28 protein-coding genes are annotated in these 24,823 nt (G+C 64.0%); 9 read left to right on the forward strand and 19 right to left on the reverse strand.

Annotated features, from left to right (window positions below):
- Positions 1-4: 4 nt before the first annotated feature.
- Complete coding sequence (locus tag BM019_RS18590; RefSeq protein WP_175510683.1) at positions 5-931, reverse strand: ABC transporter six-transmembrane domain-containing protein; 927 nt, start codon at positions 929-931, stop codon at positions 5-7.
- Between the two features lie 114 nt (positions 932-1,045).
- Between BM019_RS18590 and BM019_RS18595 the strand changes: the two genes are divergently transcribed.
- Together BM019_RS18595 and BM019_RS18600 are read left to right on the forward strand one after the other, a co-directional pair.
- Complete coding sequence (locus tag BM019_RS18595; RefSeq protein ID WP_092419207.1) at positions 1,046-1,621, forward strand: TetR/AcrR family transcriptional regulator; 576 nt, start codon at positions 1,046-1,048, stop codon at positions 1,619-1,621.
- A gap of 106 nt (positions 1,622-1,727) precedes the next feature.
- Positions 1,728-2,942 (forward strand): aldose 1-epimerase family protein, encoded by a 1,215-nt coding sequence (locus tag BM019_RS18600; protein ID WP_092419210.1) that lies wholly within the window; start codon positions 1,728-1,730, stop codon positions 2,940-2,942.
- Between the two features lie 6 nt (positions 2,943-2,948).
- Here BM019_RS18600 and BM019_RS18605 read toward each other — a convergent pair whose 3' ends face one another.
- The 9 genes from BM019_RS18605 to BM019_RS18645 form a co-directional block, all read right to left on the reverse strand.
- Positions 2,949-4,442 (reverse strand): YifB family Mg chelatase-like AAA ATPase, encoded by a 1,494-nt coding sequence (locus BM019_RS18605; protein WP_007926640.1) that lies wholly within the window; start codon positions 4,440-4,442, stop codon positions 2,949-2,951.
- 108 nt (positions 4,443-4,550) lie between these two features.
- On the reverse strand, positions 4,551-5,300 hold the full coding sequence (locus tag BM019_RS18610) for a phosphocholine cytidylyltransferase family protein (protein ID WP_092419213.1): 750 nt from the start codon (positions 5,298-5,300) through the stop codon (positions 4,551-4,553).
- A gap of 6 nt (positions 5,301-5,306) precedes the next feature.
- The gene (locus tag BM019_RS18615; protein ID WP_092419216.1) at positions 5,307-5,939 is read right to left on the reverse strand and encodes a gamma-glutamyl-gamma-aminobutyrate hydrolase family protein; all 633 of its coding nucleotides are present in this window, start codon (positions 5,937-5,939) and stop codon (positions 5,307-5,309) included.
- Positions 5,936-8,338: a PEP/pyruvate-binding domain-containing protein gene (locus tag BM019_RS18620; protein ID WP_092419219.1), complete on the reverse strand. Its 2,403-nt coding sequence runs from the start codon at positions 8,336-8,338 to the stop codon at positions 5,936-5,938. Before BM019_RS18620 ends, BM019_RS18615 begins: the two co-directional genes overlap by 4 nt.
- Positions 8,335-9,063 carry a formyltransferase family protein gene (locus BM019_RS18625; protein WP_092419222.1) on the reverse strand — a complete coding sequence of 243 codons (729 nt, stop codon included), beginning with the start codon at positions 9,061-9,063 and terminating at the stop codon, positions 8,335-8,337. The genes BM019_RS18620 and BM019_RS18625 overlap by 4 nt, the downstream gene beginning before the upstream one ends.
- A complete protein-coding gene (locus tag BM019_RS18630; protein WP_092419225.1) occupies positions 9,060-9,632 on the reverse strand; it encodes a hypothetical protein in 573 nt (190 codons plus the stop codon). Before BM019_RS18630 ends, BM019_RS18625 begins: the two co-directional genes overlap by 4 nt.
- Positions 9,626-10,153 carry an adenylyl-sulfate kinase gene (locus BM019_RS18635; protein ID WP_009046159.1) on the reverse strand — a complete coding sequence of 176 codons (528 nt, stop codon included), beginning with the start codon at positions 10,151-10,153 and terminating at the stop codon, positions 9,626-9,628. Before BM019_RS18635 ends, BM019_RS18630 begins: the two co-directional genes overlap by 7 nt.
- A 4-nt stretch (positions 10,154-10,157) precedes the next feature.
- Entirely contained in the window at positions 10,158-11,219 is a 1,062-nt protein-coding gene (locus tag BM019_RS18640) for a CDP-glycerol glycerophosphotransferase family protein (protein ID WP_092419228.1), read from the reverse strand.
- Positions 11,220-11,454: 235 nt separating this feature from the next.
- The gene (locus tag BM019_RS18645) at positions 11,455-11,715 is read right to left on the reverse strand and encodes an accessory factor UbiK family protein (RefSeq protein ID WP_007926648.1); all 261 of its coding nucleotides are present in this window, start codon (positions 11,713-11,715) and stop codon (positions 11,455-11,457) included.
- 416 nt (positions 11,716-12,131) lie between these two features.
- Between BM019_RS18645 and glnK the strand changes: the two genes are divergently transcribed.
- The 4 genes from glnK (at position 12,132) to sutA (ending at position 14,905) form a co-directional block, all read left to right on the forward strand.
- Positions 12,132-12,470, forward strand: coding sequence for a P-II family nitrogen regulator (gene glnK / locus BM019_RS18650; protein ID WP_002555808.1), 339 nt, complete (start codon positions 12,132-12,134; stop codon positions 12,468-12,470).
- Positions 12,471-12,505: 35 nt separating this feature from the next.
- Positions 12,506-13,843: an ammonium transporter gene (locus BM019_RS18655; RefSeq protein ID WP_007926649.1), complete on the forward strand. Its 1,338-nt coding sequence runs from the start codon at positions 12,506-12,508 to the stop codon at positions 13,841-13,843.
- Between the two features lie 210 nt (positions 13,844-14,053).
- The gene (locus BM019_RS18660) at positions 14,054-14,479 is read left to right on the forward strand and encodes a secondary thiamine-phosphate synthase enzyme YjbQ (protein ID WP_007926650.1); all 426 of its coding nucleotides are present in this window, start codon (positions 14,054-14,056) and stop codon (positions 14,477-14,479) included.
- Positions 14,480-14,581: 102 nt separating this feature from the next.
- Positions 14,582-14,905, forward strand: a complete 324-nt coding sequence (gene sutA / locus BM019_RS18665; RefSeq protein ID WP_007926654.1) for a transcriptional regulator SutA — start codon at positions 14,582-14,584, stop codon at positions 14,903-14,905.
- 104 nt (positions 14,906-15,009) lie between these two features.
- On the opposite strand, the gene BM019_RS18670 is transcribed toward sutA, so the two are convergent.
- Genes BM019_RS18670 through BM019_RS18695 form a run of 6 tightly spaced genes read right to left on the reverse strand, consistent with a single transcriptional unit; the run spans position 15,010 to position 19,596 of the window.
- Positions 15,010-15,714, reverse strand: coding sequence for an HAD family hydrolase (locus BM019_RS18670; protein ID WP_092419231.1), 705 nt, complete (start codon positions 15,712-15,714; stop codon positions 15,010-15,012).
- The gene (xerC, locus tag BM019_RS18675) at positions 15,714-16,610 is read right to left on the reverse strand and encodes a tyrosine recombinase XerC (RefSeq protein WP_009046155.1); all 897 of its coding nucleotides are present in this window, start codon (positions 16,608-16,610) and stop codon (positions 15,714-15,716) included. Before xerC ends, BM019_RS18670 begins: the two co-directional genes overlap by 1 nt.
- Before the next feature lie 2 nt (positions 16,611-16,612).
- Positions 16,613-17,338, reverse strand: a complete 726-nt coding sequence (locus BM019_RS18680) for a DUF484 family protein (protein WP_085532872.1) — start codon at positions 17,336-17,338, stop codon at positions 16,613-16,615.
- 13 nt (positions 17,339-17,351) lie between these two features.
- Positions 17,352-18,182 (reverse strand): diaminopimelate epimerase, encoded by an 831-nt coding sequence (dapF, locus tag BM019_RS18685; protein ID WP_007926659.1) that lies wholly within the window; start codon positions 18,180-18,182, stop codon positions 17,352-17,354.
- Positions 18,183-18,186: 4 nt separating this feature from the next.
- A complete protein-coding gene (gene lysA, locus BM019_RS18690; protein WP_062824263.1) occupies positions 18,187-19,434 on the reverse strand; it encodes a diaminopimelate decarboxylase in 1,248 nt (415 codons plus the stop codon).
- Between the two features lie 9 nt (positions 19,435-19,443).
- Positions 19,444-19,596, reverse strand: a complete 153-nt coding sequence (locus BM019_RS18695; protein ID WP_007926668.1) for an LPS translocon maturation chaperone LptM — start codon at positions 19,594-19,596, stop codon at positions 19,444-19,446.
- 239 nt (positions 19,597-19,835) lie between these two features.
- Here BM019_RS18695 and cyaY point away from each other — a divergent pair, with 239 nt between their 5' ends.
- From cyaY to rnk, 3 genes are all read left to right on the forward strand, one after another.
- Complete coding sequence (cyaY, locus tag BM019_RS18700) at positions 19,836-20,168, forward strand: iron donor protein CyaY (protein ID WP_007926670.1); 333 nt, start codon at positions 19,836-19,838, stop codon at positions 20,166-20,168.
- 4 nt (positions 20,169-20,172) lie between these two features.
- Positions 20,173-20,406, forward strand: coding sequence for a DUF1289 domain-containing protein (locus tag BM019_RS18705; protein WP_092419234.1), 234 nt, complete (start codon positions 20,173-20,175; stop codon positions 20,404-20,406).
- Positions 20,407-20,553: 147 nt separating this feature from the next.
- Positions 20,554-20,967, forward strand: coding sequence for a nucleoside diphosphate kinase regulator (gene rnk, locus BM019_RS18710; RefSeq protein WP_007926672.1), 414 nt, complete (start codon positions 20,554-20,556; stop codon positions 20,965-20,967).
- Positions 20,968-20,984: 17 nt separating this feature from the next.
- Here the strand turns inward: rnk and BM019_RS18715 are convergent, their stop codons facing one another.
- From BM019_RS18715 to BM019_RS18725, 3 genes are all read right to left on the reverse strand, one after another.
- The gene (locus tag BM019_RS18715; protein WP_092419236.1) at positions 20,985-23,834 is read right to left on the reverse strand and encodes a class I adenylate cyclase; all 2,850 of its coding nucleotides are present in this window, start codon (positions 23,832-23,834) and stop codon (positions 20,985-20,987) included.
- Between the two features lie 177 nt (positions 23,835-24,011).
- On the reverse strand, positions 24,012-24,257 hold the full coding sequence (locus BM019_RS18720) for a TIGR02647 family protein (protein ID WP_007926676.1): 246 nt from the start codon (positions 24,255-24,257) through the stop codon (positions 24,012-24,014).
- Positions 24,258-24,443: 186 nt separating this feature from the next.
- Positions 24,444-24,740: a hypothetical protein gene (locus BM019_RS18725; RefSeq protein ID WP_007926685.1), complete on the reverse strand. Its 297-nt coding sequence runs from the start codon at positions 24,738-24,740 to the stop codon at positions 24,444-24,446.
- Positions 24,741-24,823 lie beyond the last annotated feature (83 nt).

Raw genomic sequence — 24,823 nt, forward strand, 5'->3', positions numbered from 1 at the left:
GGTTTCAGCGGGGCTCGGCCGGTTCGGTGAGCCCCGGGTCCACCCGCTTGCCGATATCCCGCAGGCGCGCCAGTTGATCGACCATGGTCGGCGCTTCATCCAGGCTGCTGACAAAGGTCCACAGGTAGGTCATCACCGCGTACACATGCCCGGCCTTGACCCCCTCGGTCAGCGCTAGCTGGCTGATGGCGATCACGAACAGCAGCGCGGCCGCCGAGCCAAGCAGCAGATAGGCCGCGGCCTCGCGGTCCGACAACCAGATCCGCAACCGCGACAGTAGCCGGTAGTGCCGTTGCAGGGAGGTGGCGCCGACCTTGGCCACCAGGTCGATTTCCTTTTCCAGCCGGTCGTTGAGGCGCTCATGCAGCTCCTGATTGCGTCGGGCGAAGCGCGGCAGCAGGGTGACGCACAGCAGCAAGGCCACCAGGCAGGCCAGGCCGACCCAGGGTTCGATCACCAGCAGCATCACCGCCGCGCCGACAATCGAGACCAGCGCGGTGGCGATGGTCGGTACGTGCTTCTCGAAGAAGTCGACGAACTCCCGGGCCAGCACCACCCGCGCCGCGGCGGTGGAGGTGCTCTGGTTCTGCAGGCGCTGGTTGAGAATCACCGGCACCGCCAGGTCGGCGTAGATCCGCGTGAAGGTGCGGGTATCCACCGCCCGCCGCGCGGCCCCGACCACCCAGAACGCCAGCACCACCAGGGCGTAGACCAGGGCGCTGCCGGCGTCGCCGCGAATGATCGAGTCCACGGCGAACCCGGCAAACAGCGGGTAGGCCAACAGCAACGCGTTCTCCAGCGCCACCAGCGACAAGGTGCAGAAAAGCTTGCCGGGGTAGGCGCGGGCGATGGCTTTCAGGGTCTGGCTGGCGGATTGCTGACCGATTTTTTTGCTTTCATCGATCAGGACTTGCGGGGTAACGGCTGGCATGAGTGCACCGGAGGGAAGATAAGCGCTATTATTGAGCGATCGCTCAATGGTATTTGAGCGACCGCTCAAAATGCAAGCGCCATCCATCCACCGGCGCCCTGAGGTAATGCCCGCATGTCCCGTACCGACCGCAAAGACCAGATCATCGCCGCCGCCCTGGAGCTGTTTCTCAGCAAGGGCTTCGCCGCCGTTTCCACCCGCGACCTGGCGGACCACGCCGGCCTGTCCCGTAGCCATATCTATCACTACTTCAGCGATTGGAATGAATTGCGTCGTGAAGCCTTCGTGCGCTTCGCCAACGAGCAACTGGACGCCGTAGGCGCGCCCCTGGTTGGCTTGCCGCCGCTGGAGGCCCTGCATGGATTCCTGCGCGATTGCCTGCCGGTGTCTGCCGAAGACAGCTGGGCGCTGTGGCTCGATGCCTGGGATGAAGCCATGCACGACACCGTGCTGGCCGAGGCCTACCAGAGGGTGGATGAGCAGTGGCAGGCCCTGCTCGCCAGCATCATCGAAGCCGGCGTGCAGGCCCAGGTTTTCCAATGCGCATCACCCGCACGTGCAGCCCGGCAGATCTTCGCCCAGATCATGGGCCATGCCGACGGCCTGTTGCTGCGACCCTCGGCCGAGGCCGCCGCAGCGGCGATGGACGAGGTGATGGAAGTGGTTGAGCTGTTATTGAAGATTCGCTGAGCCCTGGAGAGGCGTTCGAGTGTGCCGGCCTGTTGCGGAAATTAGGTTGCTGAAACGATTCTTCAGCGCTATAAAAATCCCACAACTCCAATAAAGGCATACGCCCATGACTCCGCTCCGACTGCTGGTCGCTCTTTCCGCGTTCACCGCTGCTTCCCATGCCATGGCCTGGGACTATGTCCTGCTCGATACCGACAAGGCCGCCCAGGATTTCCATATCACCAGCCAACAGCTGGGAGTAAAGGCCGAACAACCCTTTTCCGTGACCCTGCGCACCCTGCATGGCGGGCGGCAGGAAGGGGTGAGCATTGTCGACATCGACAACGGTGCGATGAAGCTCTCGGTGGTGCCGACCCGTGGCATGAACGTGCTGCAGGCTTCCGTCGGCAAGGTGCGCATGGGCTGGGATTCGCCGGTCAAGGAAGTGGTCAACCCGGCGTTCATCGAGCTTAACGGTCGCGGCGGCCTGGGCTGGCTGGAAGGTTTCAACGAACTGGTGACCCGCTGCGGCTACGAGTGGGTCGGGCACCCGGGAATGGATAACGGTGAGCTGCTGACCCTGCACGGTCGTGCGGCGAACATCCCGGCGAACAAGGTCACCCTGCATATCGACGAGAAGCCGCCGTACGCCATCAGCCTGCGCGGCGAGCTCAAGGAACAGGCGTTCAAGAAGGTCGATTTCTCGGTGGCCACCGAGCTGGTGACCGAGCCGGGCAGCGTCAGTTTCGCCCTCAACGACACCCTGACCAACAACGGCGACTATCCGAAGGAATACCAGGCGCTGTATCACAGCAACTTCAGCACGCCGTTCCTCGAAGAGGGGGCGAAGTTCGCCGCTGCGGTGAAGCAGGTGTCGCCGTTCAATGACAAGGCCAAGGGCGACCTTGCCGATTGGCAGACCTACCGCGGCCCGACCCGGGATTACGACGAGACTGTCTACAACGTGGTGCCGTACGCCGATGCCCAGGGCGACACCCTGACGGTGCTGCACAACAAGGCCGGCAGCCTCGGTGTGGCGGTGGGCTTCAATACCCGGCAGTTGCCGGTGTTCTCCCTGTGGAAAAACACCGATACCCAGGGCCAGGGCTACGTGACCGGCCTGGAACCGGGCACCAGTTTCTCCTACAACCGTCGCTACCAGCGTCCGCTGGGCCTGGTGCCGACCATCGAGGCCGGGCAGAGCAAGCAATTCCAGATCCACTACAGCCTGCTGGCCGACAAGGCGGCTGTGGATAAGTCCCTGGCCGAGATCAGCCAGATCCAGAACGGTCGGCAGACCGAAGTACGGCCGACGCCGCTGGTGGACCTGAGCAAGGAGTGATTCTCCTCAACTCGCGGCCGGCCGGTATTGCAGCGCTTCGGCCAGGTGCTCGCGGCTGATCTGCTCGGCCTGCTCGAGGTCCGCCAGGGTACGGGCGACCTTGAGCAGGCGGTGGGCGGCGCGCAGGGACAGGGTCAGGCGTTCGCAGGCGGTTTCCAGCCAGCGCTCGTCGGTTGTGGATAACTGGCAATGCCGGCGCAGGCCCGGCAGGTCGAGAAAGGCATTGGCGCAACCCTGGCGCCGTTGTTGCCGCTCCCTGGCGCGGGCCACCAGGGCCGCGGCTTGCGCGGTGTTATCCCCAGCCTGGGGCTTGGGGTTGAGGGCGGTGCTTTCCCGGGCCACGGTCAGGTGCAGGTCAATGCGGTCGAGCAGCGGCCCGGAGAGTTTGTTGCGATAACGCTGGATCTGCTCCGGGGTGCAGCGGCAGCGGCCACTGGGTTCGCCAAGATATCCACAGGGACAGGGGTTCATCGCCGCCACCAGCTGGAAACGCGCCGGAAAATGCACCCGGTCGCGAGCCCGGGCGATGACGATCTGCCCAGACTCCAGCGGCTCGCGCAGCACCTCCAATACCTTGCGATCGAATTCCGGCAACTCGTCGAGAAACAGCACACCGTGGTGGGCCAGGGTGATTTCCCCGGGTTGTGGTTTCGAGCCTCCACCCACCAGGGCTGGCCCTGACGCAGAGTGGTGCGGCTGGCGAAACGGTCGCTGCGGCCAATGGCTCAGCGGAGTATGGCTGGTGACCGACTGGATGGCGGCCACTTCCAGGGCTTCCTGCTCCTCCAGCGGCGGCAACAGGCCGGGCAGGCGGCTGGCCAGCAAGGTCTTGCCGGTGCCCGGCGGACCACTGAACAGCAGGTTGTGCGCACCGGCCGCGGCCACCAGTAGCGCGCGTTTGGCGGCCAGCTGGCCCTGTACTTCATTCAGGTCGGGGTAGGGCCGGTTCTGGTAGAGCAGACCGTCCGAAACATAGGGTTCGATCGGTGTATGGCCGTTGAAATGCGCAACGGCTTCCAGCAAGTGCTCGACGGCAATCACCTTCAGTCCCGACGCCAGGCAGGCTTCCTCGGCATTCGCGCGCGGCACCATCAGCGTGCGTCCGGCCTGGCGCGCGGCCAGGGCTGCCGGCAGCACACCGCGCACCGGACGAACCGCTCCGGAAAGCGCCAGCTCGCCCAGGCATTCGACTTCCTCCAGGGCCAGGGTCGGCACCTGCACGCTGGCGGCGAGAATGCCCAGGGCAATGGCCAGATCGAAGCGCCCGCCGTCCTTGGGCAGGTCGGCCGGGGCGAGGTTGAGGGTGATGCGCCGGGCTGGAAAATCGAAGCCGGCATTGAGAATGGCGCTGCGCACCCGGTCCTTGCTTTCCTTGACCGCCGCTTCGGGCAGGCCCACCAGGGTCAGGGCCGGCAGGCCGTTGGCCAGATGGACTTCGACCGACACGGCCGGCGCTTGCACGCCGGTCTGGGCACGGCTGTGGACAATGGCCAGAGACATGACTCGTTCCTTGAGGCTGGGAAACCGCGTCCTGCGGTTGTGCAAGCCTAGCCCCGGCCGGAGCATCGCCGCGCCGGAAAATCGGCTCAGGATGTTGCGGCGAGTGGCTCAGCCGCGCCAGTCGTGGGACCAGCCCGGTTGGGCGATGCGCTGTTCGTACAGGGCGATGTCCGACTGATTGTCGACTTCCACCCAGCCGCCACGAATGGCCACGGTGGCGATGGCGGTGCCGGCCTGGAGCAGGGCGCGCAGCAGGCTGGTCATGTCCAGTTTGTCGATCTGCTGCTCGCTCATGCCGGCCAGCAGCGCCTGGACCTGGCTCCAGCCCGCCGGGGTGAATTTCAGCAGGCCCATGTACTGGCCTTCGATTTCCTCGTGGCTGGCGACCCTTTCACCGATACCCAGCAGTTGACCGGCCTGTTGGCGGAAGCTTTCGGCATCGCTGAGGGGGTCATCGAAGCGCGTCGACCACAAGTCCCACCAGTCGAGGTCGTAGGTGATGCTCAGGGGCGCCTGGGAGGCCATCAGGTCGCGGACGATGTCCGGTCGATAGACGATGTCGCCGTAGCACACCAGGGTCGGTTCGCTGGACAGCAGGGCGTCGGCGCGTATCAGGCTGCGCACCATGTTGCTGCTGGCCCAATGCGGGTTGTACAGCCGGCTGTGGCCGTAGCCTTCAAGGGCTTCGCTGCAATAACCGCTGACCAGATGCACCTCGTCGACCCCGGCGTTTTCCAGGGCCTGCAACTGCCATTCGAGCAGCGGCTTGCCAGCCAGGCGGGCCAGGGGCTTGGGTTGCGCGGCGGTCAGCTGTTTCAGGCGGGAGCCGCGGCCGGCGGCGAGAATTACGGCTTTCATGTCAGGTCACTCAAAGAGCCATTGGCACAGTTGTCGATCGGCTTCGTCCAGCGCTGCTTCGCGCTCGGGATGCCACATGATGCCGGCCACCTTGAGGTGGGTATGCACCAGGGCCTCGCAGGTCCCGGCAGCGTCCAGGGCCCAGGGGCGCAGGGCGGCGGGCAACGGGTCGAGCAACTGTTTGCCGTGGAAGGAATTGACCGATCGCGAAGCCGCCTGGCCTTGTAGCCAGGGCAGCTCGTCGGCGGCCAGCAAGGTGATGAGGTGGCGTTGCGCGACGTGCACGTCGCGATCGGCATCGGTCAGCCGGCCGCCGAAAAAGCTGTGGATCAATTGCAACCCGCGGCAGACCCCCAGCACCGGTAGCCGCTCGGCCACGCAGTGGGCCAGCAGCGCCTGCTCGCTCTGATCGCGCAACGGGTCGCTGCCGAGATCGTCGCCGCCGCTGAAGATCACGCCTTGCACGCCCTGGGCCCGGGCATAGGCCACGGTGTCTTCGCCCAGGTTGGGCAGCAGCAGCCATTGGTGGCCGCAGCCGAGCTCGGCGAAAAAGCGGTACCAGTCCCTGGCCAGGCCATCGCGCGGTTCGTCGTAGGCCTGCGGGTTGCAGGTTCTCAGGGTGATGCCGAGACGTTTCATGGCTGCACCGGGCTCAGGGTCTTGTCGCGACAATTGAGGGCGATGCGCGGGCTGCGCAGGATCCGGTTGAACAGCTGTTCGCCGCAGCCGATGGCCGCCGGAATACCGAACTCGGCGCAGCGGATGGCCATGTGCGAGTTGGCCCCGCCGTATTGGGTGACCAGCCCGGCGATGCCGCGGGTGAAGACCCAATCGTAGCCGGGGTCGGCATTCTCGATGCAGACGATTTTGCCCTTGAGCGGCGCCGAGGCCGGGGTGTCCTGGCGCAGTTCCATGCCGATGGCTTCGACGTTCTGCCGGGTGATGAAGTTGGGCAGGCTGCGATGCAGCGGCGCGACGAACACATCGTCGACCGCGCTGATCAGGTGCCCGAGCTTCAGCGAGATGCCCTGTTCATAACTGCGCCGCGCCTGGCTGGCCGACTCCAGCAGGACCCGGTCGGTGTCATCCATCAGCGGCGTGGTGAGGCTGTCGAGCAGCGGGTGGATATCGAGAAAGGACAAGTCTTCCCTGGCCAGGCCGACGTCGGCGCCCCAGCTCACCAGCAATTGCAGGGCATCGGACAGGTCCCGGGTGAACACCAGCTTGGCGTATTCCCGGGCCTGGATGGCCTGGCTGGCGTAGTCCAGCAGGTGTTCGGTCGACAGCGGCCAGCCCTGCTCGTCGATCAGCCGTTGCAGGGCCTGGCGTTCTTCGGGTTGCAGCTGGAATGCCGTCTGCGGGCTCTCGCCGTGACCCAGCTCGACGGTCGCGGCAGCGAACAGGTCGTGGCGCTCGTCGTAGCGCAGTGAGGTGATGTCGTAGGTGCCGGGGCGCAGGTGGCCGAACTTGGCGACGAACGCCGGCAGGGTACGGGCATCGGCGCAGACCTGGGCGTATTCGCGCGTCAATTCGGTGGTGACGGTGTGGATCGATTGCTTCCAGGCCAGCAGGCGCTCGTTGCTCAGGGCGCCCCGGCGGCAGGCCGAACGCAGCAGGGCCTCGGCGATGAACGCATGCCGGGCGAGCATGGCGAACGGCAGCGTGCCTTGCTCGCGACAGTCCAGCAGCAGGCGGTGGATGCTGTCGAGGTCGGCCGGCAGGGCGTCGAGGCGCCGGCTTTGCTGCCGGCGCTCATGGGTGCGCACCCGATCGAGCAAGGGCGGCAGCGCGCCGGTTCCCTCACCGCTCAGCGCCCGCAGCGTCAGTTGGTCGAGGGCCGTGCGATAGGCCCGTTGTTCGACGGCGCTGAGGCTGTCGCCATAACGCTCGGCGAAGTCGGCGTCGAAGGTGAAGTCCAGGCAGGTCTGGACGACTTCGAACTCGACCTTGTCGTGCCATTGCGGATGGGCCTGCAGGCGCTGCAGCCAGGCGTTGACCAGGCGAGTGCACAACCCCGGTTCCAGGCCCGCCGGCAGGAATGAGTTGAAGCTGCAGCGCACGTCGATATACGGGTGATGGCCGAGCATCACCATCAGGGCCTGGTGTCGCGGGTGGTGGTAACCCATCAGGGCGCGGGCTTCGCGCCAGGTCGAATCCGTCACCAGGCGCCGATACAGCGAGGCCGCCAGCGGGCGCGGGGTGGTGCCGATGATTTCCGCCGGATTCCAGTCAGGCATCACCCCCAGCAGGGTGCTATCGCCATACAGGCCGGCCTGGGGCGCCAGGCGTTTGGCCAGGAAGCGCTGGATATGCTCCAGCTGGCGCGCCACCCGCCGTTCGGTGACCGGGTGCCAGGTGTTGCACAGGGTGATGCGCCGCACCTGCAGGACATAGACCTGCTGGTGGTGGTCGACGGCGAACTCGATGTCCAGCGGCACGTTACCGCAGAGCGTTTCCAGCTCCCGGCAGGCATCGATCACTGCCTGCAAGCGCGGGGAGCGCAGCTGGGCGCTCTCGGTGTCGCGGTACACCAGCACGGTTTTCTGGATGCCCTGGCCGCCGGTGATGGTATCGGTCAGGCCGCTCTCGTCGTCGTAGTTCACCACGTAATAAGGGGCGCCATGCTCCAGGTCGTGGGTCATCACCACGCCGCTCATCTGGATCGAGGTCAGCATCGGCTGGATCAGGATCTGGTTGTCCTCGCAGCGGTGCTCGGCAAAAGACGCGATCACCTGTTCGATGGCGACGCTCAAGGCCCGAGGGTCGGTGATACTGACATTCAGGCAACTGGTGAACAGGCCGGCCATGGAACTGTTGACGCTGTCTTCGTTCTGCGCGCTGCTGCGCACGATCACGAAAAAGCCGTCAGGCTCCAGTCGGGCAATGTTCTGCAGCACTTCAGCCGGATCGTCCCGCCACTGCCGGGCGGTGAAAAAGTACAGCGGCAGGATCTGCGAACGGGTGACCCGCGGCTGCAGGCGCTCCAGGGTTTCGGACTTGGTCCCGAAACGAATGATGTTTTCGGCGACCGGGTTCATGGCGCGTCCTTGTGTTTGTCCACCGCCAGCAGGGCCAGGTGTTTGAGCAACGGGTGAATGATGAAGTAAGGCGGCTTTTCGGCTTCGGCCGGCAGGGGCCGCAGGGCTCGGGCGCCTTCGCGTCGCCAGTGGCCGAGGACTTCCACCAGCAGGTCGGCGCGGATCGCATTGTCATACAGGTAGTCGACATCCATGCCCGGTGGGGGCAGGGGATAGGTCTTGCGCGCCAGCACCGGGCCGGTGTCGATCTGCTCGTCGAGCAGCAGGGCGCTGGCGGCGCATTCACGCTGCTCGATGATCTGGTAGTACAGGGTGGTGCTGCCGCGATAGTCCGGCAGCCAGCCGGAGTGGATATGCAGCACCGGGTAGCGACTCAGCAGGGCCGCCGGCACCAGTTGCCCGCCGTAGCCGGAGTAGACGACCAGGTCCGGCGCCAGGCGGGCGATCAGCGCGAGCAGTTGTGGATCGTCGAGAGCCTGGGCCGGGCACACCTCGTGGGGCCAGTCCAGGGCCGCCAGGCAGGTGTCGAGGTCCTGGCTCAGGTCCGGGCAGAACAGCCCCGCCAGTGGCTGCACCTGCAACTCGCGGGTGGTCTGTAACGAGCCGCCGCCCTGGCCGTAGACAATCACCGCTTCAGGTTCGATCCCGGCCGCCGCCAAGCCTTGCAGGTAGGCGACCGAGCGCGCGGTGCGGGCGCAGAGGATCAGCAGGCGGGCGCGACTCATAGGCCGGCCTCCCGGGCGACTGTGGCCAGCAGCTGTTGTTCCTGGGTCAGCAGCCAGGCCAGGTAGGCGCCCTGGTCCGGGGCGAGGCGGCCCTGCTGCGACACCAGGGTATCCGTCAGCTTGAGCAGGCCGCTGAGGTAGTAGGCCGCGCCGCTTGCCTGCCAGCCGTGCAGCATGCACTCGGCCAGCAACAGGTAAGGCTGTGCGGACCCATAGCTGCCATGGGGCAGCGGACGGTGCGGAGCCGCGGCTTCGTAGCCGGCATACAGGCGTTTGCTCACTTCGAATTTCTTCAGCAGGCGCGGCAGCCAGTAGGTCGCCAGCGGGCCGGAGACGCCAGCGCCCGCGCGCATTTCCAGGCACAGGTGGCCCAGCAGCGCCGTGCTGTCCCCGGCGTGCGCCGGGCCTTGCGGATACAGCGCAGGCAAGGCTGGCGCCGGCAGGTGGGCGCATGCAGCCAGGCGCGAGGCGCGCCAGGCGTCGACGAAGGCTTTACCCTGGAAACTGCTGTAGCGATAGGTCTGCGGGGTTTCCAGCAGGTCCCCGTCGCTGTAGGCGTAGTTCAGCATGATGGTGGATACCCACAGAGCTGGCGAATGCGTTCCACATAGCCCGGGATGTCGTCGGGCTCGTGACGGTTATGCAGCACCAGGTCCGGGCGTTGCGGCGGCGGGTACTCGATGTCCACGCCCACCACGTTGCTCTGTTCGCCCCTCAGGGCGGACTGGTAAAGCCCCTTGTTGTCACGGCTGATCAGGGTGCTCAGCGGCACATCGACGAACACTTCACGGTAGCTGGAGAAACGCTGGCGGTTGTCGTCGCTGATGTCCTGGAACATCGACAGGATGCAGCAGACCACATCGATGCCCTGGCTATCGAGCCAGCCGCACAGGGCCTGGATCCGCTCGGCGTTGACCCGGCGTCCGGCGACGCTGTAGGCGTCCGCTTGCTGGTCATGGCGGAACAGCGCGCGAATCTCGTCGCCGTCGACGAACACGGTCTGCGGCCGTTGCGCTTTCAGGCTGGCATACAGGGCCCGGCCAATCGTGGTTTTGCCCGCGCCCGACATGCCGACCAGCCAGATCACCATGCTTTCACCCCTGCTTGAGTATGTTTTCGATGTTGCGCAGCGCCAGTACCGCCAGCTCCGCCGAGAAACCATAGCTGGGGGCGAAGTAATGGCGACGCAGGCGCTGACGGACCGCGGCCTGCCGTTGCCAGAGGCTCTCGTCCCCCAGCAGGTCGGCCAGTTGCCAGCGCGCCTCGGGGTCGAGGTTGACGATGTCGTTGCGCAGCAGCACATCGGGCGATTCCTCGCCGGTCAGCGCGTCCTGCTCGGCGTCCGGTACGTTCAACAGCAGCAGGTTCTTGTCCAGGTACAGGGCGCCGAACGCGGTTCCGCCGTAGTCCGAAACCACATAGTCGGCGCAACGGAACAGGCTGAGGTTGTCGTAGACGCGGGTAATCACCGCAGTGAACGCGTATTGCTCGAGCAGTTTCAGCGCCTCGGGATCGGTTTCAACCGACAGCGGATGGGTCTTCACGATGACGTTGTAGCGATCGCACAACCCGGCCATGGCGTCGGCGAAGCGGCTGATCGACGACAGCTCCAGCCAGGTCGGCAGCCACAGCACGGTCTTTTTCGTCGGGTCCAGGGCCAGGTCCTCCGGGTGCTGGCCTTGCAGCGAGGTTTCGCGGAAGTAGGCGTCGTAGCGCGGGTAGCCCATCTGGAAGGTCACGGCGTCGCAGCATTCGCGCAGGCGCTCGGCCTGCCAGGGGCCGAAGCACAGGATCAGGTCGTAATGCCGGTTCCAGCTGGAGAAGTTGTGTTTGTACTTGCCCAGGGCGTACATGAAGCGCACCTGTCGATGGCCCAGCGCCTTGATCATCGGCTGCGAGCCGTGGTCGTACATGCTGTGGTTGGAGACCACCACGTCATAGCGGTGATTGGACTTGATCACATCCAGGCTGCCGTGACAGCTGTAACCGAGGCCGCCGATGAGTTCGCGGCTTTGCGCGCGCTCTTCATGGGTGCCATGCAGGACCACATCGAAAGCGTCGGCCCCGAGCAGGCTCCAGACCGCCTGATAGTGATTGAGCATCTCGGCGGTATGAACGAAGAAGGCCAAGCGGCTGAAGGGTTTTGGCGCGGTCATAGGGCTACCTGGTGCACAACAAAGAATAAGTCGAGGCAAGCGTTGGCGTTGCTTGGCGGTGTCGTAGGGCATGGCTCGCCCAGAGGGTGGCCAGGATCGCAAACGCTGGACATGTTATCGGCGGAGCAGGCGGGAAATGAACGGGCAGGGCGGAAAATCTTTACTGGCGGGGCCGGCTCGACCGGCGGCAGGCACTGCACCGTCGAGCCTATGCACAAGGGCGCGGTCGAGGTGGTTATTGCTCGCTCGGGTTGAGCTTGGCTTCCAGCTCGGCGACCTTCGCCTCCAGGCTTTCCAGGCGGGCCCGGGTGCGGGCCAGGACGACCATCTGGCTGTCGAATTCTTCCCGGCTGACCAGGTCCAGCTTGCTGAAGCCGCTTTGCAGCAGGGCCTTGAACTGGCTTTCGATTTCGGCGCGGGGCAGTGGGGTATCGCCGCTGAACAGGCGGGCGGCATGGCCGCTCAGGGCATCGAGGAGGTCTTTGGGCGCGAGCATGGGAAGTGTCCTGAAAACAATGGCGGGCAGTGTATCACGCACTGTCTATAGTCAATTGGCAGGCGGGGATGCACGCTTTTCGCGCATCGCGCCGGGCAGTGGCGCACCGTTGTTGTGCGTATCCGTGGCGATGATGGCGAAGTGGTTTCTGTCGTGGCGGCCAAGGGACTGAAATCAGTGGGTTTTCGCGAGATGGCAAGGTTTCTGCTTAGTCCCCGATGACCCATGCACTGATGCAGTCGCTGTGACGAATGCAGTGCGGCAGGCGGAGCGGGGAAGTGTTTCGTCAGCAGCGGTTAGCTGGCGTCGGTCTGGTCGAGGAAGGCCGACGATGCGTTACAAAGCCAGGCACTGCGCTTAGACTTGAGTCGGGTTTGTTTTCCTGGGGCAAGTCCACCAATTCGGGAGAAAGTTTCATGAAGCTAGTCACTGCCATCATCAAGCCGTTCAAGTTGGACGACGTGCGCGAGTCGCTGTCCGAGATCGGCGTGCAGGGCATTACCGTTACTGAGGTCAAAGGCTTCGGCCGGCAGAAGGGGCACACCGAGCTGTATCGCGGCGCGGAGTACGTAGTCGACTTCCTGCCCAAGGTGAAGATCGACGTCGCCATCGACGACAAGGATCTTGATCGGGTCATCGAGGCGATAACCAAGGCCGCCAACACCGGCAAGATCGGTGACGGCAAGATCTTCGTGGTCAATCTGGAACAGGCTATTCGCATCCGTACCGGCGAAACCGATACCGACGCCATCTAAGCCGCCCCAAACCCAACGCCCCAGGAGAAAACAATATGACTCTGCGTAAAATCGCAGGGCTAGGAGCCCTGTTGTCCCTCGTAATGCCTGGCCTGGCCATGGCGGCGGACGAAGTGGCAGCCCCAGTCCTCAACTCCGGCGACACCGCCTGGATGCTGACCTCGACGGCCCTGGTGCTGTTCATGACCATTCCCGGCCTGGCGCTGTTCTACGGCGGCATGGTGCGCTCGAAAAACATTCTTTCCGTGATGATGCAGTGCTTCGCCATTACCGGTCTGATCAGCATCCTGTGGGTCATTTATGGCTACAGCATTGCGTTCGACACCACCGGCATGGAGCAGGGCGTCGTCAACTTCAACTCCTTCGTCGGCGGCCTGGGCAAGGCCTTCCTGGCCGGCGTCACCCCGGCGAGCCTGACCGGCCCGGCGGCGCTGTTCCCCGAGGCGGTGTTCATCACCTTCCAGATGACCTTCGCCATCATCACCCCGGCGCTGATCGTCGGTGCCTTCGCCGAGCGGATGAAGTTCTCCGCCATGCTGATCTTCATGGCCATCTGGTTCACCCTGGTCTACGCGCCGATCGCGCACATGGTCTGGTCCGGCAACGGCGGCCTGATGTGGGACTGGGGCGTGCTGGACTTCGCCGGCGGCACCGTGGTGCACATCAACGCCGGTATCGCCGGCCTGGTGGCCTGCCTGGTGCTGGGCAAGCGTAAAGGCTTCCCGACCACCCCAATGGCGCCGCACAACCTGGGTTACACCCTGATGGGCGCGGCCATGCTGTGGATCGGCTGGTTCGGCTTCAACGCCGGTTCCGCCGCCGCCGCCAACGGCACCGCCGGCATGGCGATGCTGGTAACCCAGATCGCCACCGCCGCCGCGGCGTTGGGCTGGATGTTCGCCGAATGGCTGACCCACGGTAAGCCAAGCGCCCTGGGCATCGCCTCGGGTGTGGTTGCCGGCCTGGTGGCGATCACGCCTGCCGCTGGCACCGTAGGTCCGATGGGCGCCCTGGTGATCGGCCTGGCAGCGGGCGTGGTGTGCTTCTTCTGCGCCACCACCCTGAAACGCAAGCTGGGCTACGACGACTCCCTGGATGCCTTCGGCGTGCACGGCATCGGCGGTATCCTCGGCGCGATCCTGACCGGCGTGTTCGCCGCGCCATCGCTGGGCGGCTTCGGCACCGTGACCGACATCGCCGCGCAAGTGTGGATCCAGTGCAAAGGCGTGGGCTTCACGGTGATCTACACCGCGATCGTGACCTTCATCATCCTCAAGGTGCTGGATGTGGTCATCGGGCTGCGTGTCACCGAGGAAGAAGAGTCGGTCGGCCTCGACCTGGCGCAACACAACGAGCGTGGTTACAACCTGTAATCTCGCCCGAAAAAATGCCCGGCTTGCCGGGCATTTTTTTGTCTGCGTTTTGTCATTGAGAGACAGCTGAAAGGTTTTTTCCAGAGCGTGTCAGCCAGTTTGATGACTGCTTTTTTTTCGGGTCAATGACTTACAGCATTGGAGGAATATTCGGCACTTTGTTTTTTTCCAGAGCGCGCTAGAATGCGCGCCGAATGTGCGGAGAACTGTATGTGGCAACAGACTCTGATTACCCTGCGGGCAAGGCCCCGGGGCTTTCATCTGGTAACGGACGAGTTGCTCGCCGGCCTGCCTGAACTGAAGGCATGTCGGGTCGGTCTGTTGCATTTGTGGCTGCAGCATACCTCGGCCTCGTTGACCATCAACGAGAATGCCGACCCTGCGGTTCGTCGTGACTTCGAGCGTTTCTTCAACTCCCTGGTGCCTCAAGGCATGGCCGGGTATGAACATGACGACGAAGGGCCCGATGATCTGCCGGCGCACTTCAAGGCCAGTTTGCTAGGCTGTCAATTGAGCTTGCCGGTCTCGGCGGGTCGCTTGGCGTTAGGCAGCTGGCAAGGCGTTTATCTGGGCGAGCATCGCGATCATGGCGGTGCCCGCAAAGTCCTTGCCACCTTGCACGGTGATAAGGCATAAGCCGCTGGTTATCAGTGGATGTTGATTTTTTTCCAGCGGCCTTCGACAGTCGGCTCAGCTGGGCTATAACTAATCTGCTTTTCGCAAGTCATGAGGTAGAACATGAGCGACGATGATCTGGAAAACGACGACCTCGAAGTAGGCGACGAAGACGAAACCGAAGAAGGTCTTGAAGCGGCCGCCGACGATGTGGCGGAAGACGACGGCAGTGATGTTCCTGCCCCGACCGCCAAAGGCAAGGCCAAGGCTGCCGTCTCGGTAGACGAGCTGCCGAGTGTCGAAGCCAAGAACAAAGAGCGTGATGCACTGGCGCGCGCCATGGAGGAGTTCCTGGCCCGTGGCGGTAAAGTGCAGGAAGTCGAGGCCAATGTGGTTGCCGATCCGCCCAAGAAGCCTGATAACAAGTACGGTAGCCGGCCTATCTGAGCGCCTGCCACTTGCTTGCTGAAAAAGCCCGCCGTCGCTGCGGGCTTTTTCATGGGCGTTTGTTGGCGAGAGTGCGGTGTTGCAGTGATTGCGACAGCGTCCGATCAGGCGCCGCTGTGCCAGCGCGCCAGCAGTTTCGGCAGCTCGGTCAGGCTGCGGATTTCTGCATCCGGCAGCCGGTCCGCCTCCCAGGCTTTGCCGGCCGGGTTGAACCAGATGGCCCGCAGGCCGGCCTGCTGCGCCCCGGCGATGTCGTCGCCCGGGTGATCGCCGATGTGCACGGCGGTGTCCGGCGTGGCTTCGCCCCGTTGCAGGGCCTCGTGAAACAGCCGTGCATCGGGCTTGGCGATGCCGATGTCTTCGGCGCACAGGGCGAACTTGAAATAATCCGCCAGCCCCAGGCGGCGCACGTCGGCGTTGCCATTGGTGACCACGCCCAGCGCGAAGTGGTTGGCCAGCGCCTCCAGGGTCGGCAGCACCTCGGGAAAGATATCCAGCTGATGCCGCGCATGCAGGAACACTTCAAAACTCTGGTCGGCCAGGGCATTGGCCTGGCCCTGGTCGTAGCCGGCTTCCTCCAGCGCATGAAACAGCACCCGCCGGCGCAGCGCGCTGATGCGGTACTTGAGCCCCGGCTCGTTGTTCAGCACCCGCTCACGGATGGCCCAGAGATGCTCCACCGGTACGCCGCCCAGCTGCGGGGCATGGTCGGTCAGCCACTGGCGCAGCACGGCTTCGGCACTGACGATCACGGGCGCGGTATCCCACAGCGTGTCGTCGAGGTCGAAGGTGATCAGCTTGATCGTCATTACTCACCGCCTTTGTTGCGTTTGGCCCGTGGGTGGGCGCTGTCGTAGACCGCTGCCAGGTGCTGGAAGTCCAGGTGGGTATAGATCTGGGTGGTCTTGATATCCGAGTGCCCCAGCAGTTCCTGTACGGCGCGCAGGTCCTGGGAGGATTCCAGCATGTGGCTGGCGAAGGAGTGTCGCAGCATATGCGGATGCAGGTTCTGTCCCAGCTCGCGCTCGCCGGCGGCCTTGACCCGCAGCTGGATCGCCCGGGGGCCCAGGCGCCGGCCCTGCTGACTGACGAACACCGCATCGTCCGGCGGATTGCTCAGCGCCCGCAGCGGCAGCCACAGCTGCAGCGCCTCGCGGGCCTTCTTGCCAATCGGCAAGACCCGGGTCTTGCTGCCTTTGCCGTGGACCTGCACCAGGCCATCGGCCAGGTCCAATTGTTCGAGGTCGAGGCTGGTCAGCTCCGACAAGCGCAGCCCAGAGGAGTAGAACAGCTCGAGAATCGCCTGGTCGCGGTGCGCGAGGAAATCATCCTCCACCGCGCCATCGAGCAATTGCAGGGCGCGATCGGTGTCCAGGGTCTTGGGCAGGCGGCGCTCGCCCTTGGGCGGCGCCAGGCCGTTGGCCGGGTCGTGATTGCACAGGCCTTCGCGGTTCAGATAGTGATACAGGCCGCGTACGGCGGAGAGCAGGCGCGCCAGGCTGCGAGAGGATTGGCCCTGTTGGTGCAGGCGCGCAATCATGCTGCGCAGGCCCTGGATGTCCAGGTCGGACCAGCTGCAAACCTGCTGCTTGGTACAGAAGGCCAGCACTTTTTCCAGGTCGCGGCGGTAGGCTTGCAGCGTATGGGGCGACACTTGGCGCTCACTGCGCAGGTGCTCGCAGTAGGCGTCCAGTTGTCGTTCCATGGTCAGCGAACCGAGCGTAGCGAGTGAGTGAAGCGCGGCAGTACGCGGCCCATGACTTCGGCGATATAGCTGAGGAACAGCGTCCCCACCGAGCTTTTGTAGTGCTGCGGGTCGCGACTGGCGATGGCCAGCACGCCGTGAATGCCCTGATGGGCGATGGCGACCACGGCGCTCGAGCCGATCTGCAGGCGCTGCTCTTCGCCGAACAGGAAGTCCAGCTCATGCTCGCGCAGGCTGCCGCTGACGCTTTTGCCTTCGGTCAGCAAGCCGCCGATAGCGGTCTGGGCATCGGCCGCGGTGACCCAGCGGCCCACCGGCATGGCACTGTCACTGAACAGGATCAGGCTCACGAAAGGCACCTGGAAGTCCTGGCGCAGGCTGTCTTCGACGCTCATCACCACGTCTTCCAGGCTGTTGGCATCCATCAGCGCGAGAATCAGGCGGCGGGTCTTCTCGAAGAGCCGGTCGTTGTCCCGGGCCACGTCCATCAACTGCGAAAGCCGGTGGCGCATCTCGATGTTGCGCTCGCGCAGGATCTTCATCTGCCGCTCCACCAGCGAGATGGTGTCACCGCGCTGATGGGGAATGCGCAACGCCGGGAGCAGTTCTTCATGCTCGACGAAGAAGTCCGGATGAGCCTCCAGATACGCGGCAATCGCCGCCGCCTCGAGGTTTTCGGCAGGAGATTCGTCGGGCTTTTCGGCTGGAACCTGAGGCTGATCAGTCATGGTTTTCGCTCATTCAAAGACGCACCTGTCCTTCGTATACGCGCACTGCCGGGCCGGTCATCTTCACCGGTTGGCCAGGGCCTGCCCATTCGATGGACAGGCGCCCGCCCGGCAGGTCGATCAATAGCGGCGAATCCATCCACCCCTGGCTGATCGCGGCCACTGCGGCAGCGCAGGCGCCGGTACCGCAGGCCTGGGTTTCCCCGGCGCCACGTTCCCAGACCCGCAGTTGCGCGCGCTGACGGTCGATGACCTGGATGAAGCCGACATTGACCCGGGCCGGGAAGCGCGGGTGATGTTCGATCTTCGGCCCCAGCTCATGCACCGGCGCGCTGTTGATGTCGTTGACCCGCAGCACCGCATGGGGGTTGCCCATGGACACCGCGGCCAATTCGACGGTCTGGCCATCGACTTCGACCTGGTAACTCAGGGCCTGGGCCGGTGCCACGAACGGAATCTGCTCGGGCACCAGGCGCGGCGCGCCCATGTCGACGCTGATCTGACCGTCGTTGCGCACATCCAGTTCGATGATGCCGCTTTTGGTCTCGACGCGGATCTGGCGCTTGGTGGTCAGGCGCTTGTCCAGCACGAAACGGGCGAAACAGCGCGCACCGTTGCCGCATTGCTCCACTTCGGAACCGTCGGAATTGAAGATCCGGTAGCGGAAATCCACGTCCGGGTTGCTCGGCGCCTCGACGATCAGCAACTGGTCGAAACCGACTCCGGTATTGCGATCGCCCCATTGCTTGGCATGTTTGGGCAGGATGTGCGCGTGCTGGCTGACCAGGTCGAGGACCATGAAATCATTGCCCAGGCCGTGCATCTTGGTAAAACGCAGCAGCATGGTTTTACTCCGGCAGCAGGCTTTCGCCAGCAAACAACTCGGCTACCGTCTCGCGGCGACGCACTTCAACAGCCTGTTCACCATCGACCAGCACTTCAGCAGCGCGACCGCGGGTGTTGTAGTTGGAGCTCATGACGAAACCGTAGGCACCGGCCGAATGCACGGCCAGCAGGTCGCCTTCTTCCAGGGCCAGCTGACGTTCCTTGGCCAGGAAGTCGCCGGTTTCGCAGATCGGGCCGACGATGTCGTAGGTACGTGCCTGGCCATCGCGCGGGCGTACGGCGCTGACGTCCATCCAGGCCTGGTACAGGGCCGGGCGGATCAGGTCGTTCATGGCCGCGTCGACGATGGCGAAGTCCTTGTGTTCGGTGTGCTTGAGGTACTCGACCCGGGTCAGCAGTACCCCGGCGTTGGCGACGATGAAACGGCCGGGTTCGAAGACCAGTTCCAGGTCGCGGCCATCGAGGCGTTCGCGCACGGCCTTGACGTAGTCGGCGGCCAGCGGTGGCTCTTCATCGCGATAACGCACGCCCAGGCCGCCACCGAGGTCGATGTGGCGCAGGTAGATGCCGCACTCGCCCAGGCGGTCGACCAGGTCCAGCAGACGGTCGAGGGCATCGATGAAGGGCGCCAGGGTGGTCAGTTGCGAGCCGATATGGCAATCGACGCCGACCACTTCCAGGTTCGGCAGCTGTGCCGCGCGGATGTACACGTCTTCGGCATCGGCGATGGCGATACCGAACTTGTTTTCCTTCAGGCCGGTGGAAATGTACGGGTGGGTGCCAGCATCGACATCCGGGTTGACCCGCAGCGAAACCGGCGCGCGAACGTTCAGTTCGGCGGCGACCTGTTGCAGGCGTTCCAGCTCGTCGCTGGACTCGACGTTGAAGCAGTGCACGCCGACTTCCAGGGCGCGACGCATGTCGTCACGGGTCTTGCCGACACCGGAGAAGACAATCTTGTCGGCCGCGCCGCCAGCGGCCAGGACGCGTTCCAGCTCGCCCCGGGAGACGATGTCGAAACCGGCGCCCAGACGCGCCAGGACATTCAGTACACCCAGGTTGGAGTTGGCCTTTACCGCGAAGCAGACCAGGTGCGGCATGCCGGCGAGGGCATCGGCGTACGCGCGGTACTGAGCTTCGATATGCGCTCGGGAATAGACGTAGGTCGGCGTGCCAAAACGTTCGGCAATGGCGGACAACGCTACACCTTCCGCGAACAGCTGCCCGCCGCGGTAGTTAAAAGCGTCCATGGGGTTCCCTTAGTTGGTGTCGTGCTTGTGCGACTGCGAGTGACCTTGGTCTTCAGGGGATTTGCTGTCATCGGGAAGATACAGCGGGCCTTTTTGACCGCAGGCAGTGACAAGGCAGGCAACCGCGACGAGCGCAGCAAGGGAAGAGATCAGGCGCTTCATGGCGAAATCCTTGAGAATGCGTTAATTGCGCCCGAGTATACCGGCCACCCGACGGCTTGCCTATGCGCTGGAACACCCGTCTGGCGGGCCTTTGCCCCGGGCACAGGGGCTGGGCGCGGCGCCCGCGGGGATATTTTCTCTGCCGCCCGCGCCCTTGGACGGTATCCTTTGCATTCGCCCGGATGCGCCCGTATCTTGCGGCGCTTGAGCGTGAGTAGACACTTTTCGAGGTTCCCGCAATGAGTTTGACTGAAGCCCGTTTCCACGATCTGGTCGATGCCACCCAGCAGACGCTGGAGGACATTTTCGAGGAGAGTGACCTGGATATCGATCTGGAGAGCTCCGCCGGTGTGCTCACCGTCAAGTTCGAAAACGGCAGCCAGGTGATCTTCAGCCGCCAGGAGCCGCTGCGCCAGCTGTGGCTGGCCGCGCGCTCCGGCGGTTTCCACTTCGACTACGACGAAGAAAGCGAGCGCTGGATGTGCGACAAGAGCGAAGAGCAGCTGGGCGAAATGCTCGAGCGCATCGTCCTCGAGCAGGCCGATATCAAGCTCGAGTTCGAAGGGCTCTGAGACCGTGACGCCAACCGCCCCGGTGCGCCCGCCCAAGCCGCTGTACAGCAATGTCAGCCCGGCCGTGGCCTCGCCCTGCATCAGCCTGTGCCGGCTGGATGAGGAAAAAGTCTGCAAGGGCTGTTTCCGGCATGTCGAAGACATTCGCGAATGGCGCTCGGCGGACGATGAGCGACGGCGTGTCATCTGTTGCCAGGCGCTGGAGCGCAAGCGGGCGGCGGCGCCCGGTATGGGCTAGCCCGAGCACAAAAGCCCGGCGGCTTGTTTATTTGTGCTGCTGTGGTAGTGTCCGGTTACGCCTCGCCACATCGAGGCCAGTGAAAACCCCGTCTTATCTGGACGGGGTTTTGCTTTTTTGTGCCGAAAAAAGGAGTCTGCCTGGATCATGAGCACCGCACCTTCCATCATTCTCACCCGCCTCGACGTGCAGCGTCTGGAGCGCCTGATCGACAGCCTGGACGACACGCTGCCTGGCGTCATTGCGTTGCAGACCGAGCTGGATCGCGCCGAAACCCTGGTGGGCCACGATGAAGTCCCGCCTGGTGTCGTGACCATGAATTCGCGTGTGCATTGCCGCGAAGAGGGCAGCGGCAAGGACTATCACCTGACCCTGGTGTATCCGCAGGACGCCAACGCCGACGAGGGCCGGATTTCTATCCTGGCGCCGGTGGGCAGCGCCTTGCTCGGTTTGCAGGTCGGGCAGTACATCGACTGGCCGGCGCCCGGCGGCAAGACCCTGAAGCTGACCCTGCTGGAAGTGGAATACCAACCCGAAGCGGCTGGCGACTTTCACCTCTGAAGGGACCTGCTGACCGGCTAGACCTGCTCGAGCGCGTCGTTCAAGGCGCGCTCCAGGTCGGCTTTGTAGCGCAGGTAGAGATTGCTTGAGCCGTGGTGGTCACCGAGCAGGCCGGACAGGTCCAGGTCGGTGATGTAGCAGCGATAGCGCTCGGTTTCGCGACGCTGGCCGACAATCTCCTGGGCGACCGCGGCGAACAGCTGGTCGCCATGCTCCAGCTCGGAGAACTCCCGTTGATTGCAATACAGAGTGACCTGCACCTGCCCCGGTGCGGCTTTGCCGATGATGCCCTGCACGTCATAAAAGGCTTTGTTCGCTGGTGTCTGTGGTGCCGGGCGTGGCTCGATTCGACGGGCTCTTGTGCTACCTGAGGGCAATATCTGGTAATACAAAATATCCAGCGGCACCAGAGCCTGGGACGCCTCCATCGGCAGTTGGGCATCGCGACGGTAGAGGATCGACTGCAGGAAGCGTTGCAGGGGAACCAGCAGGCTCTGTTCGTCGTGATAGGGCAGGCGTTGCTGCCAGAGCGCATCGAATTCATCCAGCACATACAGCTCGGCCTGAGCCTCGACGACACGGTAGAACACCTGGATGCAATCAGGCTGGCCCATCGGCAGGATCAGCGCCAGGTCGTGTTCTTCCAGGGCCATCGGGTCCAGGTGCAGCGGGCTGTAGCTCGACTGTTCTTCGCCCAGGTAGTCGATCAACGCTGGCAGGCTTGCCAGCGCCACATGATTGACCTGGCCCGGCAACAATTCCAGCACGTGGTAATGCTGCTGGACCTGGATCAGGTAGCGGTGGTTGAGCTGGCTGAGCAACAGGTTCTGCGCCGTGTCGAATAGCTCTTCGACCCGTTGGGCAATGAACTGCGCGCGGTTGTGGCAGAAGCAGCGCACTCGCAGCTTCGGTTGCTCAGGGCCGCGCGGCAGGTTGTTGAGGTAGTCGCGCAGGCAGTCGAGCAGGGCATGGGCGCCGTCGTAACGGCCGACTAATACCTCGTTCCAGCTGTTGAGCGTCACCTGGTCGAGGGTCAGCACCAGGTTCTCCCGCACCCCGGCGTAGCTCAAAGAGTCGGTGCGCTCGGTGGTCATCAGGATGTTCAGGTCGCGGTGATGCTTGAGCGGGTCGCGGCCGACGTTCACCAGGATCAGCACTTCGCTGGGCACGCTGCTGTGCAGCAGGCGTTCTTCGCTGACGATGCCCAGGGGCAGGGCGATGGTCTGTTGCAGGCTGCCCAGCAGATTGAACAGCTCGAACTCGCTCAAGTCGCTGCTGCCAGGATGCAGCGCCAGGCGCGTGCTGCTGTCGATCACGCCGTTGCGATGGCACCAGGTCAGGAGCTCCAGCAGTTCGCGGCTGCGCTTGATCGGCGCGAAGTGTTCCCACTCCAGGGCAGTCAGGCTGCCGTTGTACAGGCCCCAGTGGGTTTGCCCCGGTTCTTTCTTGTTGGGCGACTGCACCAGGGTCAGGGTGTCTTCGGCCAGGTCCGGGGCGATGCCAGGGTTGATGAACTCGATCTTGCCGGCCTTGCGTTCAAAGGCCGCGTACAGGCGGCGGCCGAGGATATTCAGGTCGCGCTTGTTGACCAGGCCGAGGGTCTGCTCGCTACGGGCGAACTGGGTCAGGAAGCGGTAGCTGTAGTTCAGTTCGTTGACCAGGGCCCGGCGTTCGGCGCTGACCTGGCGGACTTTCCACTGGCTGCGGCTGTCGAGCATTGCCAGCTGGCGTTGATCCCAGCCCCATTCGTGGGCCAGCCGTTCGAGCAGCGAGCGCTGCCAGCTCGGGTTGCGCGCGCCGTTGTTGCCGGTGAGCTTGCGGTTGACCTTCAGATACAGGCTGCGCCGTACCAGCTCCAGGCGCTCCGGTTCGCCACGGGCCTTGAGGTATTCCTCGATGCGCCGGTAGACCACGGTGTACGGGTCCAGCTCGTCGAGGTCCAGGCGATTGGCGAACACCGCCTGCTTGAAGCGCAGGCTCAGGCATTCCACCCGCGGGTGTTCGCTGGCGTAGACCTCGGTCAGCAGCAGCTTGAGCACCGACTTGTACGGCGACTCGATGCCCTTGAACAACTGCCAGAGCCCGGCGCCGATGAATTCGCCCGGCGGAATATGGGCCAGATGGCCAAGGTCGAGGTTTTCGTCGGCAGGGATGAAACGCTTGGACAGCAGCGTATGGGTGTACTGCTGGTAGCGGGCTTCTTCGTACACCGGCACCAGCCACCATAGCGGCGTACGCCCGGCCAGCCAGATGGCCGTGCGATAGAACTCGTCCAGCAGCAGATAGTGCTGAGTGGTGCCGCAATCGTCCGAGCTCAGCTGGGTGTCGCGATCGCCACGGACAAAGCGGCTCGGGTCGATCAGGAAGAAGTGCGCCTCGGCGCCCTGGCCGGCGGCCCAGGCTTCCAGCAGCAGGCATTTCTTGCGCAGTTCGGCGAGTTCGTTTTCGCCGAGATCGGGCGCATGGCAGACCCACACATCCATATCGCTCTGGTCAGCCTGGGCCAGGGTACCCAGGCTGCCCATCAGGAACAGGCCATGGATAGGTCGGGGTGCATTGCCGGGCCGGACCTTGTAGGAAAACGAGCGGGTCAGGCGCTGGGCTTCGTTGAGCGTTGAGGTGTCGGGTTCGTAGTTCGACAGCCCGGCGGGTGTGCTGCCCGACACATAACCCGGCAATAACGGGTGGTTGACGTGAAAGAACAGCGGCAACAGGTTGAGCACCAGTTGCTGGCGCGGCGATAACCCCTCCATGGCCCGATCCAGACGCCCTTCGTTGAGCTTCAGAAAGCGCGCACGCAGCTGGCTGAGAACCTTGCGATCGATTCCCTCGTCCAGATCTGGGCGGATTTCATGGGTGCGGGTCATTCAAACAGGCTCGCGAAGCTTGAACGTGGGAGGTCTTATAGGTGGAGGAGTTTACAGCCAGTCGAGGGCGAGCTTTAAGCTGAATTTTATTTTTGACGTCAGATTTCCAGCGGGCAACTGGAGCTTGCCCGCGGAATCCGACAGGCGGGGATTCCGAGGGCCGTAGGGGGGGAGCGTTCAGGCGGCTTCTTTGACCGTCAGAATGGTCAGCAGGCCTTGGGCATGCTCGGCGGCATCGCGGCCCAGGCTGGTCAGGTAACCACCATCGGGCTGGGTAATGAGCTCTTTTTCGAACAGGCGTCGTGCGGCGGCGATAGCTTGGGGGGCAGCGGTCTGATGGATTTTCAGGCCTTCCTGGGAACTGTCCAGGTTGAAGAGTGCAAGGATTTCCAGTTCGGCAACCAACTCAGGGGTATACGACATAAGGACTCCAGACTTTCTAGGAATTAGACGACAGCGTCCTTAAGGTGACCGCAGTTGGGCAGCCTGTCCAGTGTCCGCTGCGGACTTTTACGCCCCTGGGCGGCGGTATTTGGCCGCAGGGCGCGTACCAGTGTAGTCAAGGCTCGCCATCGCGCCGGCCAGGGGCGGACGCGAGGCGTGGCGGGCTTATTTCTTCTCGGGCGGCAGCTCGGGCAGGGCGCGCAGCGCGGCTTCGTACCATTGGGTGTCGAACGCGCGGTCTTCTTCGAGGATCGCGTCGATTTCCACCGCCAGAACGTGAGCCATGAGGTTGAGGATTTCGTCACGCTCATAGCCGACCAGGGTCAGCTTGTTGAAGGTGGCCTTGGCCGCGGGCGGGTTGTCGCTTTCGATCTGGTTTTCGATCGCTTCGATCAGGGTGTTTTCGGCGAACGCTTCTTCGTCGCTGTCGTCGTTGCTGGTACCGGGGGTTGGCTCGCTCATGGCAGGCTCCTCAAGGAAAGGTCGCCAGTTTACCCGTATTCAGGAGCCTGATGCTGCTGGCCAGTCGGCTGTCGAGGTTCTAT

The sequence above is a fragment of the Pseudomonas sp. NFPP07 genome (assembly GCF_900115645.1).
GTDB classification, from domain to species: Bacteria; Pseudomonadota; Gammaproteobacteria; order Pseudomonadales; family Pseudomonadaceae; genus Aquipseudomonas; species Aquipseudomonas chlororaphis.

Excerpts from the sequence above, each read along its gene's own strand:
- BM019_RS18630 (WP_092419225.1), bottom strand. The coding sequence starts at position 9,632 with ATGCTGAACTACGCCTACAGCGACGGGGACCTGCTGGAAACCCCGCAG.
- BM019_RS18640 (WP_092419228.1), bottom strand. The coding sequence starts at position 11,219 with ATGACCGCGCCAAAACCCTTCAGCCGCTTGGCCTTCTTCGTTCATACC.
- cyaY (WP_007926670.1), top strand. The coding sequence starts at position 19,836 with ATGAGTTTGACTGAAGCCCGTTTCCACGATCTGGTCGATGCCACCCAG.
- BM019_RS18680 (WP_085532872.1), bottom strand. The coding sequence starts at position 17,338 with ATGACTGATCAGCCTCAGGTTCCAGCCGAAAAGCCCGACGAATCTCCT.
- BM019_RS18645 (WP_007926648.1), bottom strand. The coding sequence starts at position 11,715 with ATGCTCGCGCCCAAAGACCTCCTCGATGCCCTGAGCGGCCATGCCGCC.
- sutA (WP_007926654.1), top strand. The coding sequence starts at position 14,582 with ATGAGCGACGATGATCTGGAAAACGACGACCTCGAAGTAGGCGACGAA.
- BM019_RS18720 (WP_007926676.1), bottom strand. The coding sequence starts at position 24,257 with ATGTCGTATACCCCTGAGTTGGTTGCCGAACTGGAAATCCTTGCACTC.
- rnk (WP_007926672.1), top strand. The coding sequence starts at position 20,554 with ATGAGCACCGCACCTTCCATCATTCTCACCCGCCTCGACGTGCAGCGT.
- BM019_RS18655 (WP_007926649.1), top strand. The coding sequence starts at position 12,506 with ATGACTCTGCGTAAAATCGCAGGGCTAGGAGCCCTGTTGTCCCTCGTA.
- xerC (WP_009046155.1), bottom strand. The coding sequence starts at position 16,610 with ATGGAACGACAACTGGACGCCTACTGCGAGCACCTGCGCAGTGAGCGC.
- BM019_RS18670 (WP_092419231.1), bottom strand. The coding sequence starts at position 15,714 with ATGACGATCAAGCTGATCACCTTCGACCTCGACGACACGCTGTGGGAT.
- lysA (WP_062824263.1), bottom strand. The coding sequence starts at position 19,434 with ATGGACGCTTTTAACTACCGCGGCGGGCAGCTGTTCGCGGAAGGTGTA.
- BM019_RS18590 (WP_175510683.1), bottom strand. The coding sequence starts at position 931 with ATGCCAGCCGTTACCCCGCAAGTCCTGATCGATGAAAGCAAAAAAATC.
- BM019_RS18605 (WP_007926640.1), bottom strand. The coding sequence starts at position 4,442 with ATGTCTCTGGCCATTGTCCACAGCCGTGCCCAGACCGGCGTGCAAGCG.
- BM019_RS18600 (WP_092419210.1), top strand. The coding sequence starts at position 1,728 with ATGACTCCGCTCCGACTGCTGGTCGCTCTTTCCGCGTTCACCGCTGCT.
- BM019_RS18695 (WP_007926668.1), bottom strand. The coding sequence starts at position 19,596 with ATGAAGCGCCTGATCTCTTCCCTTGCTGCGCTCGTCGCGGTTGCCTGC.
- BM019_RS18715 (WP_092419236.1), bottom strand. The coding sequence starts at position 23,834 with ATGACCCGCACCCATGAAATCCGCCCAGATCTGGACGAGGGAATCGAT.
- BM019_RS18725 (WP_007926685.1), bottom strand. The coding sequence starts at position 24,740 with ATGAGCGAGCCAACCCCCGGTACCAGCAACGACGACAGCGACGAAGAA.
- BM019_RS18625 (WP_092419222.1), bottom strand. The coding sequence starts at position 9,063 with ATGAGTCGCGCCCGCCTGCTGATCCTCTGCGCCCGCACCGCGCGCTCG.
- BM019_RS18610 (WP_092419213.1), bottom strand. The coding sequence starts at position 5,300 with ATGAAAGCCGTAATTCTCGCCGCCGGCCGCGGCTCCCGCCTGAAACAG.
- BM019_RS18635 (WP_009046159.1), bottom strand. The coding sequence starts at position 10,153 with ATGGTGATCTGGCTGGTCGGCATGTCGGGCGCGGGCAAAACCACGATT.
- BM019_RS18595 (WP_092419207.1), top strand. The coding sequence starts at position 1,046 with ATGTCCCGTACCGACCGCAAAGACCAGATCATCGCCGCCGCCCTGGAG.
- BM019_RS18615 (WP_092419216.1), bottom strand. The coding sequence starts at position 5,939 with ATGAAACGTCTCGGCATCACCCTGAGAACCTGCAACCCGCAGGCCTAC.
- dapF (WP_007926659.1), bottom strand. The coding sequence starts at position 18,182 with ATGCTGCTGCGTTTTACCAAGATGCACGGCCTGGGCAATGATTTCATG.
- BM019_RS18660 (WP_007926650.1), top strand. The coding sequence starts at position 14,054 with ATGTGGCAACAGACTCTGATTACCCTGCGGGCAAGGCCCCGGGGCTTT.
- glnK (WP_002555808.1), top strand. The coding sequence starts at position 12,132 with ATGAAGCTAGTCACTGCCATCATCAAGCCGTTCAAGTTGGACGACGTG.
- BM019_RS18620 (WP_092419219.1), bottom strand. The coding sequence starts at position 8,338 with ATGAACCCGGTCGCCGAAAACATCATTCGTTTCGGGACCAAGTCCGAA.